The following is a 15086-nucleotide window of genomic DNA, read 5'->3' on the forward strand; positions in this document are numbered from 1 at the left end:
CCGCCCGCCGCGCGACGATCCGTCGCCCGCCCCACCCGGGCGCGACCGCGATCCGCCCGGCGCGCCGCACCGGTTCAGCACCGCTGCGTTGACGCCGGCCCCGATTTCCGTCACCCCGCTCAGCCGACGGCCCCGTGCCGCCGGCCGGCATCGCCGTCTTTCGAACATGGAACCGCATCACGACAACCATCCTCCCCTGACCCGCGGCATGACGCTGCTGTTCGCCTGTGCGTGCGGCATCGTCATCGGCAACATCTATTACGCGCAGCCGCTGCTCGCCGCGATCGCGCGCAGCTTCGGGCGCGCGCCGACCGAACTCGGTTATCTCGTCACGCTGACGCAGCTCGGTTATGCGGCGAGCCTGCTGCTGATCGTTCCGCTCGGCGACGCGGTCAACCGCCATACGCTGATCGTGCGGCTGCTGATGCTCAACGTCGTCGCGCTGGTCGCGGTCACGCTCAGCACCAATTTCACGATGTTCGTCGTCGCGAACGTCGCGGTCGGCTTCGTCACGTGCTCGACGCAGCTGCTCGTGCCGTTCGCGGCATCGCTCGCCGACGCGCGCACGCGCGGCCGCGCGGTCGGCACCGTGATGAGCGGGCTGCTGCTCGGCATCCTGCTCGCCCGCGTCGCAGCCGGCGCGATCGCCGACGGGTTCGGCTGGCGCGCGGTGTACGGCATCGCCGCGGTGATGGTGCTCGCGCTGACCATCGTGCTCGCCATCAAGCTGCCGAAGGACCGCCGCGATGCGCGGCTCGACTACGCGGCACTGATGAAGTCGCTCGTCGCGCTGGTACGCGCGCAGCCGCTGATCGCGCTGCGCTCCACGTACGGCGCGCTCGTGTTCGCGTGCTTCAGCCTGCTGTGGACCGGCCTCACGTTCCTGCTGAGCCAGCCGCCGTACGGCTATAGCGAAGGGCAGATCGGCCTGTTCGGGATCGTCGGCGCGGTGGGCGCACTCGCGGCGACGTCGGCCGGCCGGCTCGTCGATCGCGGGCACGGCAATGCGGCGACGGGGCTGTTCGCGGCCGCCGTGCTCGCGTCGTTCGCGCTGATCGCGACCGGCGCGCATTCGCTCGCGGCGCTGATCGCGGGCATCCTGCTGCTCGACGTCGGCGTGCAGGGCATGCACATCTCGAACCAGAGCGTGATCTACGCGCTCGCGGGCAACGCGCGCAGCCGCGCGACGACGATCTACCTGACGAGCTACTTCATCGGCGGCGCGCTCGGGTCGTTCGCGGCGAGCGTCGCGTACGGCATCGACGGCTGGCGCGGCGTGTGCATCGCGGGCGCGGCGCTCGCGGGTGTGCTGATCGCGCTGTGGCTTGCGTCGCAGCGCGTCGGCGTGCGGCAGGTCACGCAGTAATCCGCTCGCGGACCATCACGAAAAAAGGCACGCCGCGCGAACCGCTGGCGTGCCTTTTTTTCATTGCGCGATCGCGCGCTATCGCCGGGCGATCATGCGGCCTCGTCTGCGAAATCGATCAGCACCTTCATCGCGCGCTGCCGGTCGCCTGCCAGCTCGAACGCCAGGTTCGCGTCGCGCATCGGGAACACGCGCGTCACGGCCGGCTGCAGGTCGACGCGTCCCGCGTTGATCAGCTGCACGGCGAGCGCGAATTCCGCATGGAAGCGGAACGATCCGCAGATCGACAACTCCTTCGCGACCACGACGTTCTGCGGCAGGCTGACGTCGCCGCCGAGCCCGAGCTGCACGACGACACCGCGCGGACGCATCACGTCGAGGCCGTCGCGCAGCGCGCGCGCATTGCCCGAGCACTCGATCATCACGTCGAACGTGCCTTTGTCCGCGCCGTAGCGCGCGACCCATTCGGCATCGGTGGCCGCATTGATCGTGCGATCGGCGCCGAGCGCGCGGGCGACTTCCAGCGGCGCATCGACGACGTCGGTCGCGACGACTTCCGCCGCGCCGTGCACGCGCGCAGCCGCAACGGCCAGCACGCCGATCGGCCCGCAGCCCGACACGAACACGCGCTTGCCGATCAGCGGGCCTGCGCGCGACACCGCATGCAACCCGACCGCGAACGGCTCGGCGAGCGCCGCGAGCGACAACGGCACATGATCGGCAACTTTCACGCACTGCGCCGCGTCGCACACGAGCGCGTTACGAAACGCGCCCTGCACGTGCGGCATCCGCATCGCGCTGCCGTAGAAGCGCATGTCGAGGCACTGGTTCGGCAAACCTTCGAGGCAGTAGCGGCACGCGCCGCACGGCCGGCTCGGATTGACCGCGACGCGATCGCCGACCTTCACCGACGTCACGTCCGGCGCGACCGCCGCGACCGTGCCGGCAACCTCGTGGCCGAGCACCATCGGCTGCTGCAGCCGGATCGCGCCGAAACCGCCGTGCCGGAAGTAATGCAGGTCGGAGCCGCAGATGCCGCCCATCGCGACATCGACGCGCACCTGGCCCGGGCCGATCTCGCCGGCGTCCTGCTCTTCGAGCCGCAGGTCGTTCGGCCCGTGAATCACGACACACATGCAGCGCATACGCATGACACCCTCCTCAGACGACCGGCGTGAGCAGCGGCTCGCCGGCGAAGTGCGCGGCCAGGTTGTCGCGCACCAGCCAGCCCATCGCCTGACGCGTCTCGATCGTGCCGCTCGCATGATGCGGCTGCAGCAGCACGTTCGACAACGCGAGAAAACGCGGGTCGATGCGCGGTTCGTTCCAGAACACGTCGAGCGCGGCCCCGGCGATCGCGCCGCGCTCGAGCGCGTCGAGCAGCGCAGGCTCGTCGACGGTCGTGCCGCGCGACACGTTCACGAGATAGCCGTTCGGCCCGAGCGCGTCGAGCACGCGCGCATCGACGAGCCCGCGCGTCGACGGCCCGCCCGCGAGCGTGACGATCAGCAGGTCGCACCAGCCGGCCAGCTCGGCCAGGTCGCCGAAGAAGCGGTGCGGGCTGTCTGCGCGCGGCGCGACGTCGAAGTAGCCGAGCTCGACGTCGAAGCCCGACAACCGGCGCGCGAGCGTCGTGCCGATCCGGCCGAAGCCGACGACGCCGACGCGCTTGCCGTAGAGCCGCGTGACGAGCGGCATGTCGCCGTCGCGCCACGCGCCGGAACGCACGTACGCGTCGCCGGCGCCGATCCGGCGCAGCATCGCGAGCGCGAGCCCGACGCCGAGATCGGCGACGTCGCCGGTCAGCACGTCGGGCGTGTTCGTCACGCGGATGCCGCGCTCGCGTGCCGCGGCGAGATCGATCGCATCGGTGCCGACGCCGTAGCACGCGATGATCTCGAGCTTCGGCAGCGCGGCGATCAGCTCGGCATTTGCGCCAAGATCGCCGCGCGTCGCGATCGCGCGCACGCCGGCGCCCTGTTCGGCGAGGAACGCCGCGCGGTCGGCGGCCTCCCACAGCCGGCGTACGTCGTAGCCGGACGACAGCCATGCGTCGTCCCACGGCTGGTAAGGGCCCGTCATCAGCAGTTCGGGCCGCTGGGTCGATTCGTGCGCCATCTGCGCTTGCTCCTGTCGAGGTAAGTTTTGAATGCGAACGGATGCCGGGCCGTGTCAGCCGCCCGGCCCGTTCATGCGTGCCGGGCGAGCGGATCGGCGCCCGGCTCGGGCGACGCCTGCGCCGCATCGAGCGGATCGTCGAGATCGCGGTTCAGCGTTTCCGGCATCCGCGCGGTCGTGAACAGCGTGATCAGCGTCAGCAGCACCAGATACGCGGCGATCGGCACCCACGCGCGCACGCCGGCCGCGTGGTCGCCGCCGTGCAGCGCGATCACCGTCGCGATGAGGGTCGCGCCGACGAGCGGCGCGATCCCGCCCGCCAGCACCGCCGACACTTCACGCGAGAACGACACGCCCATGTAGCGATGGCGCGCGCCGAACAGCTCGGGCAACAGCGCGGCCTGCGCGCCGAGCATCCCCCAGTTCGCGAAGCCCTGCGCGATCGAGATCGCGATGACGCTCGCGACCACGTTCCCCTGGCTGAAGATCCACCACACCGGGAACGCGAGCGCGAGTTGCAGCCATGCGAACGTGCGGTACACGCGCACGCGGCCGAAGCGGTCGCTCAGCCGGCCCGCGAGCGGCACCGTGCATGCGCCGACGGTCGCCGCGCACACCAGCGCGAGCGCGCCGATCGGCCCCTTCATCCCGATCACGCCGGCGAGATAGCTGACCGCGAGCGCTTGATAGATCGACGAGCCGCCGTTCTCGGCCATCCGCAGGCCGATGCCGATCAGCAGCGTGCGCTTCGAATGCTGCACGGCGCTCTTCAGCGGATTCGCCGAGACCTGCGCGCGCTTCTCGAGCCGCACGAAGGTCGGCGACTCCTGCAGCCGCACGCGCATGTAGAGCCCGACCGCGACGATCACCGCGCTGAGCAGGAACGGCACGCGCCAGCCCCAGCCGTCGGTGACGCGGTCGATGTTCGCGAGCAGCAGGAAATAGACGGCAGCCGCGAGCACGGTGCCGAGCTGGATGCCGAGAAACGGCAGCGACGCATAGAAGCCGCGCTTGCCGGGCGGCGCGTATTCGGTCATCAGCACCGCCGCGCCGGCCTGCTCCGCGCCGGCGCCGAGGCCTTGCAGGATGCGCAGCAGCACGAGCAGCGCGGGCGCCCAGTAGCCGGCCGTCGCGAAGGTCGGCAACACGCCGATCAGCGTGCTCGCAACGCCCATCAGCAGCACCGTCGCCGTCAGCACGAACTTGCGGCCGATCCGGTCGCCGAGCACGCCGAACACGACGCCGCCGAGCGGGCGCACCGCGAAGCCGACGAAGTACGTGCCGAAACTCGCGATCAGCCGCATCTCCGTGGTTTGCGCGGGGAAGAACAGCGGCCCGAAGACCAGCGCCGACGCGAGCGTGTACAACGCGAAATCGTAGTACTCGAGCGCGCTGCCGAGCGAGCAGGTCCACGCCGCGCGATTGAGCTGCTTCGTGTCGACGCCGCGGCGCTCGACGGTGTCGTCCGGCGCGCCGGACCTTGCATCGTGCCGCGCGGGCGGCGGGGAAGTGCGATCCATCGTTGTCTCCTGTCTCCTGCTTCCGTTCCGGAACCGGGCGCCATGCGCGCCGGGATAGCGGCCCGCTCGTGCGGCGGGCTCTTCTAGGAATTCGGATGCCGGCCGAAGCCGGCGTAGTGTCGCTGCGGCGCTGCGCGCACGGCGCGCTCGCGCCGCCGCTCAGACGGCGCTGGTCAGCCCGCCGTCGACGAACAGCGTCTGGCCGTTCACGAAATCGGACGCGGCCGACGCGAGGAAGATCGCCGCGCCGCACAGCTCGTCGACGCGCCCCCAGCGGCCGGCAGGCGTGCGCTTGCACAGCCAGTCCGAGAACGCCGCGTCGTCGACCAGTGCGCGATTCAGTTCGGTTTCGAAATAACCGGGCGCGAGGCCGTTCGCCTGGATGCCGTGGCGCGCCCAGTCGGCGCACATCCCTTTAGTCAGCATCCGCACCGCGCCCTTCGTCGCCGCATACGGCGCGATCGTCGGCCGCGCGAGCTCGCTCTGCACCGAGCAGATGTTGATGATCTTCCCGCGGCCGCGCGCGATCATGTGCCGCGCGACGGCCTGCGCGACGTTGAACACGCCGTCGAGGTTCACGCGCATCAGCGCATGCCAGTCGTCGGGTTCGAATGTGTCGAGCGGCGCGCGGCGCTGGATGCCCGCGTTGTTCACGAGGATGTCGATCGCGCCGACGCGCGCCTCGAAATCGTCGATCGCCGTGCGCACCTGCGCGTGCTCGGCGACGTCGAACACCGCGTGGTCGGCCGCAAAGCCTTCCTCGCGGAAATGGCGCGCGAGCGTCGCGGCCTTCTCCTCATTGCGATCGTTGATGACGATCGCCGCGCCGGCTTCCGCGAGCCCGCGGGCGAGCGTCAGCCCGATCCCGCGCCCCGAACCGGTGATCAATGCGCGGCGGCCGTCCAGGCGGAACCGGTCAAGCGCGTTCGTCATGCATGTCTCCTCGTGCCATTGGAGCCGGGCGCCCATCGCGGCCGGTCTCGCGTTGAAGCTATCTTCGGCTTCCGGCCAGACACCACGCCAATGGTCTTTTTTGATCCGGTTATCATGAAACTTGATTACCGCCCTCGCCTGCCCACCGCTTATGGAACTCAAGCAATTGCGCGCCTTCGTCACGCTCGCGGAAGAGCTGCATTTCGGGCGCGCCGCGCAGCGCCTGTTCATCGTTCAGCCCGCGCTGAGCATGCAGATCAAGGCGCTCGAGGAAGAACTCGGCGCGCGCCTGTTCGAGCGCGACCGCCACAAGGTCGAACTGAGCGATACCGGGCGCGTGTTCCTGCCCGAAGCACGGGCCACGCTGCAACAGGCCGCGCGCGCGGAACAGATGGCGCGGCTGTCGAGCCGCGGCGAGATCGGCACGCTGCGGATCGCGTTCGTGTCGTCGGTGCTGCCCGCGCTGCTGCCGGCCGTGCTGCGCACGATGCGCGAGCGCTATCCGCTGATCACGCTGGAACTGAAGGACATGCCGACGCCCGACCAGATCGCCGCGCTGCGCGACCGGCGCATCGATTTCGGGATGATCCGGCTGCCGGCCGCGTACGCGGGCATCGACACGCGCGTGGTGCTCGAAGAAGGCTTCGTCGTCGCGCTGCCGCTCGACCATCCGCTCGCCGCGCACGACGCGATCGCGCCGGCCGCGCTGCGCGGCCAGCCCGCGTTCGTGCTCGCGCGCCGTTATGCGCCCGGCTTTCACGACGACATGCTGCTCGCGCTGAGCCGCGCGGGCACGACGCTCGAAATCGCGCAGGAGTTCGGGGAGTTCACGACGATGCTCGCGCTCGTCGCGGCGGGGATGGGAATCGGGCTGATTCCGGCGGAAGCGGCCAGCGCGCTGCCGCCGAACGTGCTGGCGCGGCCGCTCGACCTGGCCGGCCACCGCACCGGCATCGGCCTCGCGTGGACCGACCTCGACAGCCCGCTGAAACGCGCGTTCGTCGACGCGCTCGAACAGGTGACGGCGGAGCGGCGATGACGGCTTCGCGGCAATAAAAAAGCCCGGCCGGAAAACCGGGCCGGGCTCGTTCGCCGTGCAGGCCGCCTTGCGGCGGCCGCGCGACGTGCGGGATTACTTCGCGTTCGCGAATGCGACAGCCGTATCCAGCATGCGGTTCGAGAAACCCCACTCGTTGTCGTACCAGCTCGACACCTTCACGAGGCGGCCCGACACCTTGGTCAGCGTCGCGTCGAACGTCGACGAAGCCGGGTTGTGGTTGAAGTCGATCGACACCAGCGGTGCATCGTTGTAGCCGAGGATGCCCTTCAGCGCACCTTCCGATGCTTCCTTCATGATCGCGTTGACTTCCTCGACCGTCGTGTCGCGCTTCGCGATGAACGACAGATCGACGACCGACACGTTGATCGTCGGGACGCGGATCGCGTAGCCGTCGAGCTTGCCGTTCAGTTCCGGCAGCACGAGGCCGACGGCGGAAGCCGCGCCCGTCTTCGTCGGGATCTGGCTGTGCGTGGCCGAACGCGCGCGGCGCAGGTCTTCGTGATAGACGTCCGTCAGCACCTGGTCGTTCGTGTACGCGTGGATCGTCGTCATCAGGCCCGTTTCGAGGCCGATCTTGTCGTTCAGCGGCTTGACGAGCGGCGCGAGGCAGTTCGTCGTGCACGATGCGTTCGAGATGACCGTGTGCTCGGCCTTCAGCACGTTGTGGTTCACGCCGTAGACGATCGTCGCGTCGACGTCCTTCCCGCCCGGCGCCGAGATGATCACCTTCTTCGCGCCGCCCTTCAGGTGCGCGCTCGCCTTTTCCTTCGTCGTGAAAAAGCCCGTGCACTCCATCACCACGTCGACGCCGAGCTCGCCCCACGGCAGTTCGGCCGGGTTGCGGTTCGCCAGCACGCGGATCTTGTCGCCGTTCACGACGAGGTAGTCGCCGTCGACCGACACTTCGCCCGGGAACTTGCCGTGCGCGGTGTCGTACTGGGTCAGGTGCGCGTTGGTCTTCGCATCGCCCAGATCGTTGATCGCGACGATCTCGAGATCGTGCTTCTTGCCGTTTTCATAAAACGCGCGCAGCGTGTTGCGGCCGATGCGGCCGTAGCCGTTGATTGCGACGCGAATCGTCATGGTCTATCTCCTGATGGCTGAAAAAAATTCGTTTCGTGCAGCTTCACGGTGCGACGCGCGCGAGGGGTGGCGCGCGTCGCGAATGCTTTTAGGCCAGCACGGCCTTCGCGGTCTCGACGACGTGCTCGACGGTGAAGCCGAAGTACTTGAACAGCACGCCGGCCGGCGCCGATTCGCCGAACGTGTCGATCCCGACGACGCCGCCTTCGAGGCCGACGTACTTGTGCCAGAAGGCGGTCACGCCCGCTTCGATCGCGACGCGGCGCACGCCGTGCGGCAGCACGCGTTCGCGGTACTCGGCGTCCTGGCGGTCGAACACGTTGGTCGACGGCATCGACACGACGCGGGCCGCGATGCCCTGCTGCGCGAGCGGCTCGACGGCCTTCATCGCGAGTTCGACTTCCGAGCCCGTCGCGATCAGGATGATCTTGCGTGCGACGATTTCCTCGTCCCAGTCCTTCAGCACGTAGCCGCCCTTCGCGACGTTCGCGATCTGCGCATCGGTACGCGGGTTGAACGCGAGGTTCTGGCGGCTGAAGATCAGGCTCGACGGACGATCCGCGGCGACCGCGTAGGTCCAGGCGACGGCCGTCTCGACCGTGTCGGCCGGACGCCATACGTCGTGGTTCGGGATCAGGCGCAGGCTCGACACGTGCTCGATCGACTGGTGCGTCGGGCCGTCTTCGCCGAGGCCGATCGAATCGTGCGTGAACACGAAGATCGACGGCACCTTCATCAGCGCGGCGACGCGCAGCGCGTTGCGGCTGTAGTCGGAGAACGTCAGGAACGTGCCGCCGAACGGCTTGTGGCCGCCGTGCAGCGCGAGGCCGTTGATCGCGGCGCTCATGCCGAATTCGCGCACGCCGTAGTTGATGTGGTTGCCCAGCACGACGCCCGGGCCTTCCGGGTTCGCGCGGACGGCCTTCGACGCCTTCCAGTTGGTCAGGTTCGAACCGGTCAGGTCGGCCGAGCCGCCGAGCAGTTCCGGCAGTGCGGCGGCCAGGCCTTCGATCGCCTGCTGCGACGCCTTGCGGGTCGCAACCGTCTCGCCGCGCTCGTTCGCGCCGGCGATGATCGCGGCAGCCTTCTGCGCCCAGTCGGCCGGCAGCTTGTTGGCCATCCGGCGCTCGAATTCGGCCGCTTCAGCCGGGAACTTCGCGCGATATTGCGCGAACGTCGCGTCCCATTCGGTTTCCGCGCGCTTGCCGGCTTCCTTCGCGTCCCATGCCGCATAGACTTCCTGCGGAATCACGAACGGCTCCCACTTCCAGCCGAGCGCTTCGCGCGTCTTCGCGATTTCTTCCGCGCCGAGCGCCGCGCCGTGCACGTCGTGGCCGCCGGCCTTGGTCGCCGCGCCCTTGCCGATCACCGTCTTGCAGCAGATCAGCGTCGGCTTGTCCGACAGCTTCGCCTTCGCGATGGCCGCATCGACCGCGTCGACGTCATGGCCGTTCACGTTCGGGATCACGTTCCAGCCGTACGCTTCGAAACGCTTCGGGGTGTCGTCGTGGAACCAGTTCACGACGTCGCCGTCGATCGAGATGCCGTTGTCGTCGTACAGCGCGATCAGTTTGTTCAGCTTCAGCGTGCCCGCGAGCGAGCAGGCTTCGTGCGAGATGCCTTCCATCAGGCAGCCGTCGCCGAGGAACACGTACGTGTGGTGATCGACGATCTTCGCGCCGTCACGGTTGAACTCGTCGGCCATCAGCGCTTCGCCGAGCGCCATGCCGACCGCGTTCGCGAGACCCTGGCCGAGCGGGCCGGTGGTCGTCTCGACGCCCGGCGTGATCCCGTATTCCGGGTGGCCCGGCGTCTTCGAGTGCAGCTGGCGGAAGTTCTTCAGTTCTTCGATCGGCAGGTCGTAGCCGGTCAGGTGCAGCAGCGAGTACAGCAGCATCGAGCCGTGGCCGTTCGACAGCACGAAGCGGTCGCGGTCTGCCCAGTGCGGGTTCGTCGGGTTGTGCTTCAGATGGCGCGACCAGAGCGCGACGCCGATTTCGGCCATGCCCATCGGCATGCCGGGGTGGCCGGAGTTCGCTTGCTGAACGGCGTCCATCGCGAGCGCACGGATCGCGTTGGCCATCAGGGTGGTGGAGGCGGGAGACGAAGTCGTCATGTCGAGTCCGGAGAACGAGTCGAGGAAACGGGGAGCACGGCGGCATCCGGAAGCTCGAGCGTCAATCGTTCCCGGCGCGCGGTGCGGCGCCTGACGGACGCGAAGCGGACGGAGCCTACGGACGGGGCTGCAAAGCTCGTCATTTTAACAGATGGGCTGACATTTCCCTTGTCGGCGCGTAGTGTTCCGGCACGGTTTTCCGTCAAACCGCATGCCTCCTATAATTCAGACGTCGGAACTGCCCGCCCGCCGCTGCCCACCCGTGAGCACTACGCTTCTCTTCCACCCTACGCCCGACGCCACCTACGGCTTCCCGAATGCGCGGCGGCTCGCGCACGTCGCGTCCCCGCACCAGCAGATCGAGGTCTGGGAAACGCCGCAGCTCGGCCGCCTGTTCACGCTGGACGGCCGGCCGATGACGGCGGTCGGCGATGAATACGTCTATCACGAGTGCATGACGCACCCGGCCGCGCTCGCGCATCCGTGCCCGCGCAAGGCGCTCGTGCTCGGCGGCGGCGACGGCGGCGCAGCGCGCCAGTTGCTCAAGCACGCGTGTATCGAGCGGATCGTCGTCGCGGAACTCGACGACGAGGTGGTCGGGATGGCGCGTCGTTATCTCGACGACGTGCACCAGGGTGCGCTCGACGACCCGCGCGTCGAGCTCGTGATCGGCGACGCCGCGCATTTCGTCGAGTCGACCGTCGAGCATTTCGACCTCGTCGTGTTCGACCTCACGCCCCCCGATTCACCAGCGGCCGGCCTCTATACGCGCGCGTTCTATGCGCGCCTGAAGCGAATCCTCACGCCGTGCGGCGCGATCTCGATGCACCTCGGCTCGCCCGTGTTCCACGCCGCGCGCATTGCCGCGCTGCTCGACGACCTGCGCGCGAGTTTCGCGGTCGTCGATCCGCTGTCCGCACACGTGCCGCTGTACGGCTCGCAATGGCTGATGGCGATCGCGAGCGACACGCTCGATGCGGCCGCGCTGTTCGCGCACGACGTCGACGACCGTCTCGCCGCCCGCCACGTGCAGGGCTTGCGCTACTACGACGCGCGGCTGCATGCGTCCCTCTTTGCCCTGCCGCGCGCACTGCGCGATACACTGGGCGTTCGCCGCTGAACGTCCGGGCGGCCGCATCGCTCCGCTTTTCCTTCGAGGCTCCGTACGGTTCGCCGTGCGAAACACGGGACCGGAACGACCCGGATGCAGCGCCGCCCCACCGACCGACCGCGAAGCACGCGATCGGGGCAGGCGCCGAAGCGCCAACACCGTTCGACAGGAGATTTTCATGACCGATCCACGTCCGGCCGACGTGCCTTGGTTGACGCCATACCTGACCGTACGCAACGCGCGCGCGGCCATCGATTTCTTCACGGCCGCATTCGGCTTCGCGCTGCGCGACGTGCACGACGAGGACGGCGCGATCATGCACGTCGAGATGACCTATCGCGGCCAGCTGATCGTGATGTTCGCGCCCGAAGGCGCGTTCGGTTCGACCGCGCGCACGCCCAAAAGCGCGAACGCCGTCGCGCCGCAATCGTTCTATCTGTACGTCGACGACGTCGACGCAACCTGGCAGCGCGCGCTCGACGCGGGCGCAAAATCGCTGAGCGCGCCGCAAGACCAGTTCTGGGGCGACCGGTTCGCGCAGGTCGAGGATCTCGACGGCTACCGCTGGGCGCTCGCACACCACCTCCACGCATGAGCGGCACCGCCACACGCATGAACGAAGCCACCACCACCGCGGCCGTGCCGCGCTTTTTCGTCGACACCGCACTGCGCGCCGACGCGACGCTCGCGCTGCCGGCCGACGTCGCGCGCCACGCGCAGGTATTGCGCCTGCAACCCGGCGACGTGCTCGCGCTGTTCGACGGCACGGGCGGCCAGTACCGCGCCCGGCTCGTCGAGATCGACAAGCGCAGCGCGATCGCGCAGCTCGACGCGTTCGAGCCGGCCGAGGCCGAGCCGCCCTACCGCGTGACGCTCGCGCAGGGAATCGCCGGCGGCGACAAGATGGACTGGGTGATCGAGAAGGCCGTCGAGCTCGGCGTCGCGGCGGTCGTGCCGCTGTCGACCGCGCGCGGCGTCGTGAAACTCTCCGGCGAACGCGCGGACAAGCGCGTCGCGCACTGGCGCGGCGTCGTGCGCGCATCGTGCGAACAGTGCGGGCGCAACCGCGTGCCCGACGTTGCGCAGGTAGCCGGCTTCCACGCCTGGCTCGATGCGTTGCCGGCCGCGCCGGCCGACGGCGAACTGCGGCTGCTGCTGTCACCGCGCGCCAGCATCCCGTTCGCGTCGCTGCCCGACGCGCCGCCCGCGGCGCTCGTCACACTGCTGATCGGGCCCGAAGGCGGGTTGTCGCCCGACGAGGAAAACGCAGCGCGTGCGCGCGGGTTCACCGCGCTGTCGCTTGGGCCCCGCGTGCTGCGCACCGAGACGGCCGGTGCAGCCGTACTCGCGGCGCTGGCCGCGCGCTGGGGCGGGTGGTGACGAAACGGGCGTGCCGCCGCATGGGGGCACGACTTGGTAAGGCCCGAACGTCACCCTGCCGAAGCACGGCAAGCAGCCGGAAGCACCGCCTATGTGCCGCGCGTCTCGACGTTGCGGCTTATTGCGACTTGTCGCTCGGCGATCCGCTCGGCATCGCGTCGGACAACGCGTCGAGCACCGGCGTCAGCACGTCTTGCGGGCTTCCGGTCGTCCAGCCTCCGTCCAGGCTGTAAACGTCGATCTTGCCCGTCACCGGGTGCGTCACCGGCGCCGCATCCAGCACCTGCGCCATGCCGGAGAAGATCGCCTTGAATGCGGCAATCCGTGCCGCGTCGTTCTTCAGGCGGCCGTTGCCGAGCTTCACCTGCAGCGCCTTCGCGCCGGGCCCCGCATCCGGGACGCGGCACGCGAATTCGACCGTCGCGACCGTCTGGCCCTCGATGGCCGAGTTCGGCCGCTGCGACGCTCCGGTCGTCTTGCACGCCGAGCGCTGAAGCGCGCGCTGATACGCCGCGGCCATGCTCTCGGCCGACGGACGAAGCGCAGCGCTCACCTTCGGCGGCATCGGCGCCAGCAATCCCTCGGCCATCTCCTTGCGCATCGACTCGCCAAGCGACGACAGAACGTCGACGTTGAGCGCGTCCTTGCCGTCATAACTCGGGCGTACCGCGTCGTTGAACGCGCGGGCTTTCGACACGTCGCCGTTGACGAACGCGCCGATATAAAGATCGACGGTCTGCTCGGGCGTCAGCGGCGCGGCCTGCGCGACGCTCGTCGTGACCAGCAGGGGCAGCAAGGCGGCACGCACGAACGGGATACGCGCACCGGCGCGCGTGGAACGGGAAATACTCATGGGAAGACGGCCCTCTCTCGATGATTTGTTTGACTGGCCCGATGCGACAGCAGCAGCAGCAGCAGCCGGGCCGACCCGGATTGTCTCGAAAAAAGGTGTCCGATGATAGGCCGGGATCGGCGAGTGACGTGCCGCACCGTCCCCGGCGTAACGCGCGGACGCAAAAAAGCCCGCTCGAAGCGGGCTCTTTTGCCAATCGGCCAGCAGCCGATTCGCGCTTACGCGAACGAATAGAACACGCGGAACGCGACCTTGCGCTCGGCCCAGAACTCGGCCGCCTCGCGGAACACGTCGAGCAGCGTCTCGCGCCCTTCCTTGTCGAACTTCTGCGCGATCGGCAGCCCTTCGAGGACGATCACGAAACCGGGCTGCGCGCCGGCCTTCGCGACGAGGTCGGTCAGGCAGTCGTACAGCGCGTCGTAGTTCTTCCCGAAATGCTTCGGAAACAGGAACGACGTCGCGATCGTCTCCATCACTTCCTGCTTCGACTGCGCGGCGCCGCAATACGCATACAGAAAGTGTTGGCCGAGCCGGGTGGCTTCGTCGGCGAGATCCTGCACGCGGAACGCGCGGATCGACTGCACGAGATTGGGTCGCACGGTCGTGAAAAGGCTCATAGGCTCCTCGTTCGATGAAAGCCCGTCGGCTTCCTGTTGCTCCGGCTCGCCGCCGGCCTGTGACGCCGCGTGTAGTTGCATCACGCGCTGAAACAGATTGCCGTCGCCGGCCGCGAACAGTTCCGCCGCCGCCGTATCGTGCGCGTAGATGGAGTCGCTCATGCCGTTCATCCCGAAGTCATTCAACAATACGTTTAAAACTGTTGTAGTGGTCGTCCGTGTAATAACAGTTGTCGATCCGGCGCAATGGCCCGCCGCAGACGATCCGTCGCGCGCCGCGATTGCGCGCGCGTGGCGTCGGCACCGTGTACTCATGGTAGTAGCCGCGCTTCGCTTTCGGCAGGATCCGCTCGCGGTTGCCGAACACGACGCCGTCTTTCTCGTACGGATACGGACCGCCGGCGCCGATCAGGCCCAGCGTGGTCACGGCCTCGCGCGGAAGACGGGCGGTCGGGACCGTATCGAGCCCGCTGGCGGCCACGTCGGCCGAAACGGCCTGCCGTGCGTAGGCGGCGGAAACCAGACTGCCCGTCGGCGTGCCGACGATACCCATCGCGAACATCGCGAAGACGGACGCGAGCGCGCCGTTGCGGAGCCACTTGCGTGCCATGAACCAGGGTTCCCGCTGTTAAATCAAGTAGTTGACGACCAACAAAGGCGTTAGCGTAGCGTTATTGGCCGCGCGAATCAATGTCCGTTTGGGAATCGAAAGCCTGACGATACGCGAATTTACGTATTTCTTACCGAATTCGCACTACATTTATCTTACATAGGATAAAATGCGAGCGGCATCTCTCGCATGGCAAGACCCTGCCTCCTTGCCGCACTCACTACCCGGAGTGGAGAGATGCTGCTGTTGCTTTGAGGGAAGCGCGTTTGCGCCCTGCCCGACGGCGTGCCCATTGCGGGCACGCCTCTTTTTGCTTTTG

14 protein-coding genes are annotated in these 15086 nt (G+C 68.4%); 5 read left to right on the forward strand and 9 right to left on the reverse strand.

From position 1 onward, the window contains the following. Positions 1-166: 166 nt before the first annotated feature. Entirely contained in the window at positions 167-1366 is a 1200-nt protein-coding gene (locus tag BBJ41_RS09035) for an MFS transporter (protein WP_069746222.1), read from the forward strand. Positions 1367-1458: 92 nt separating this feature from the next. Here BBJ41_RS09035 and BBJ41_RS09040 read toward each other — a convergent pair whose 3' ends face one another. The 4 genes from BBJ41_RS09040 to BBJ41_RS09055 all read right to left on the reverse strand — a co-directional run bounded on the left by BBJ41_RS09040 (position 1459) and on the right by BBJ41_RS09055 (position 5937). Then, positions 1459-2517, reverse strand: a complete 1059-nt coding sequence (locus BBJ41_RS09040) for an L-idonate 5-dehydrogenase (protein ID WP_069746223.1) — start codon at positions 2515-2517, stop codon at positions 1459-1461. A 10-nt stretch (positions 2518-2527) separates the two neighbouring features. Then, positions 2528-3484 carry a 2-hydroxyacid dehydrogenase gene (locus tag BBJ41_RS09045; RefSeq protein ID WP_069746224.1) on the reverse strand — a complete coding sequence of 319 codons (957 nt, stop codon included), beginning with the start codon at positions 3482-3484 and terminating at the stop codon, positions 2528-2530. Positions 3485-3555: 71 nt separating this feature from the next. Next, positions 3556-5004, reverse strand: a complete 1449-nt coding sequence (locus BBJ41_RS09050; RefSeq protein WP_069746225.1) for an MFS transporter — start codon at positions 5002-5004, stop codon at positions 3556-3558. Between the two features lie 159 nt (positions 5005-5163). Next, positions 5164-5937: an SDR family NAD(P)-dependent oxidoreductase gene (locus BBJ41_RS09055; RefSeq protein ID WP_069747642.1), complete on the reverse strand. Its 774-nt coding sequence runs from the start codon at positions 5935-5937 to the stop codon at positions 5164-5166. A 151-nt stretch (positions 5938-6088) separates the two neighbouring features. Here BBJ41_RS09055 and BBJ41_RS09060 point away from each other — a divergent pair, with 151 nt between their 5' ends. Then, entirely contained in the window at positions 6089-6976 is an 888-nt protein-coding gene (locus BBJ41_RS09060) for a LysR substrate-binding domain-containing protein (RefSeq protein WP_069746226.1), read from the forward strand. Positions 6977-7069: 93 nt separating this feature from the next. Here the strand turns inward: BBJ41_RS09060 and gap are convergent, their stop codons facing one another. Together gap and tkt are read right to left on the reverse strand one after the other, a co-directional pair. After that, positions 7070-8080 carry a type I glyceraldehyde-3-phosphate dehydrogenase gene (gap, locus tag BBJ41_RS09065; RefSeq protein WP_014898111.1) on the reverse strand — a complete coding sequence of 337 codons (1011 nt, stop codon included), beginning with the start codon at positions 8078-8080 and terminating at the stop codon, positions 7070-7072. Positions 8081-8168: 88 nt separating this feature from the next. Further along, positions 8169-10196, reverse strand: a complete 2028-nt coding sequence (tkt, locus tag BBJ41_RS09070; RefSeq protein WP_069746227.1) for a transketolase — start codon at positions 10194-10196, stop codon at positions 8169-8171. Between the two features lie 262 nt (positions 10197-10458). Between tkt and speE the strand changes: the two genes are divergently transcribed. From speE to BBJ41_RS09085, 3 genes are all read left to right on the forward strand, one after another. Beyond that, the gene (speE, locus tag BBJ41_RS09075; protein ID WP_069746228.1) at positions 10459-11316 is read left to right on the forward strand and encodes a polyamine aminopropyltransferase; all 858 of its coding nucleotides are present in this window, start codon (positions 10459-10461) and stop codon (positions 11314-11316) included. A gap of 169 nt (positions 11317-11485) precedes the next feature. Then, positions 11486-11902: a VOC family protein gene (locus BBJ41_RS09080; RefSeq protein ID WP_069746229.1), complete on the forward strand. Its 417-nt coding sequence runs from the start codon at positions 11486-11488 to the stop codon at positions 11900-11902. A 17-nt stretch (positions 11903-11919) separates the two neighbouring features. After that, positions 11920-12687, forward strand: coding sequence for a 16S rRNA (uracil(1498)-N(3))-methyltransferase (locus tag BBJ41_RS09085; RefSeq protein ID WP_069747643.1), 768 nt, complete (start codon positions 11920-11922; stop codon positions 12685-12687). A gap of 118 nt (positions 12688-12805) precedes the next feature. Here the strand turns inward: BBJ41_RS09085 and BBJ41_RS09090 are convergent, their stop codons facing one another. From BBJ41_RS09090 to BBJ41_RS09100, 3 genes are all read right to left on the reverse strand, one after another. Then, positions 12806-13540 carry a hypothetical protein gene (locus BBJ41_RS09090; RefSeq protein ID WP_069746230.1) on the reverse strand — a complete coding sequence of 245 codons (735 nt, stop codon included), beginning with the start codon at positions 13538-13540 and terminating at the stop codon, positions 12806-12808. A gap of 218 nt (positions 13541-13758) precedes the next feature. Beyond that, a complete protein-coding gene (locus tag BBJ41_RS09095) occupies positions 13759-14319 on the reverse strand; it encodes a barstar family protein (protein WP_069747644.1) in 561 nt (186 codons plus the stop codon). A gap of 16 nt (positions 14320-14335) precedes the next feature. Further along, positions 14336-14767, reverse strand: a complete 432-nt coding sequence (locus tag BBJ41_RS09100; protein ID WP_069746231.1) for a ribonuclease — start codon at positions 14765-14767, stop codon at positions 14336-14338. Between the last annotated feature and the right edge of the window lie 319 nt (positions 14768-15086).

This window comes from Burkholderia stabilis (assembly GCF_001742165.1).
Classification (GTDB): Bacteria; Pseudomonadota; Gammaproteobacteria; order Burkholderiales; family Burkholderiaceae; genus Burkholderia; species Burkholderia stabilis.

What these genes read in the sequence shown, in the direction of transcription:
- BBJ41_RS09045 (WP_069746224.1), bottom strand. Translation starts at nt 3,484, where the DNA reads ATGGCGCACGAATCGACCCAGCGGCCCGAACTGCTGATGACGGGCCCT.
- BBJ41_RS09050 (WP_069746225.1), bottom strand. Translation starts at nt 5,004, where the DNA reads ATGGATCGCACTTCCCCGCCGCCCGCGCGGCACGATGCAAGGTCCGGC.
- BBJ41_RS09080 (WP_069746229.1), top strand. Translation starts at nt 11,486, where the DNA reads ATGACCGATCCACGTCCGGCCGACGTGCCTTGGTTGACGCCATACCTG.
- BBJ41_RS09060 (WP_069746226.1), top strand. Translation starts at nt 6,089, where the DNA reads ATGGAACTCAAGCAATTGCGCGCCTTCGTCACGCTCGCGGAAGAGCTG.
- BBJ41_RS09100 (WP_069746231.1), bottom strand. Translation starts at nt 14,767, where the DNA reads ATGGCACGCAAGTGGCTCCGCAACGGCGCGCTCGCGTCCGTCTTCGCG.
- BBJ41_RS09035 (WP_069746222.1), top strand. Translation starts at nt 167, where the DNA reads ATGGAACCGCATCACGACAACCATCCTCCCCTGACCCGCGGCATGACG.
- BBJ41_RS09085 (WP_069747643.1), top strand. Translation starts at nt 11,920, where the DNA reads ATGAACGAAGCCACCACCACCGCGGCCGTGCCGCGCTTTTTCGTCGAC.
- BBJ41_RS09090 (WP_069746230.1), bottom strand. Translation starts at nt 13,540, where the DNA reads ATGAGTATTTCCCGTTCCACGCGCGCCGGTGCGCGTATCCCGTTCGTG.
- gap (WP_014898111.1), bottom strand. Translation starts at nt 8,080, where the DNA reads ATGACGATTCGCGTCGCAATCAACGGCTACGGCCGCATCGGCCGCAAC.
- BBJ41_RS09040 (WP_069746223.1), bottom strand. Translation starts at nt 2,517, where the DNA reads ATGCGTATGCGCTGCATGTGTGTCGTGATTCACGGGCCGAACGACCTG.
- tkt (WP_069746227.1), bottom strand. Translation starts at nt 10,196, where the DNA reads ATGACGACTTCGTCTCCCGCCTCCACCACCCTGATGGCCAACGCGATC.
- BBJ41_RS09055 (WP_069747642.1), bottom strand. Translation starts at nt 5,937, where the DNA reads ATGACGAACGCGCTTGACCGGTTCCGCCTGGACGGCCGCCGCGCATTG.
- BBJ41_RS09095 (WP_069747644.1), bottom strand. Translation starts at nt 14,319, where the DNA reads ATGAGCGACTCCATCTACGCGCACGATACGGCGGCGGCGGAACTGTTC.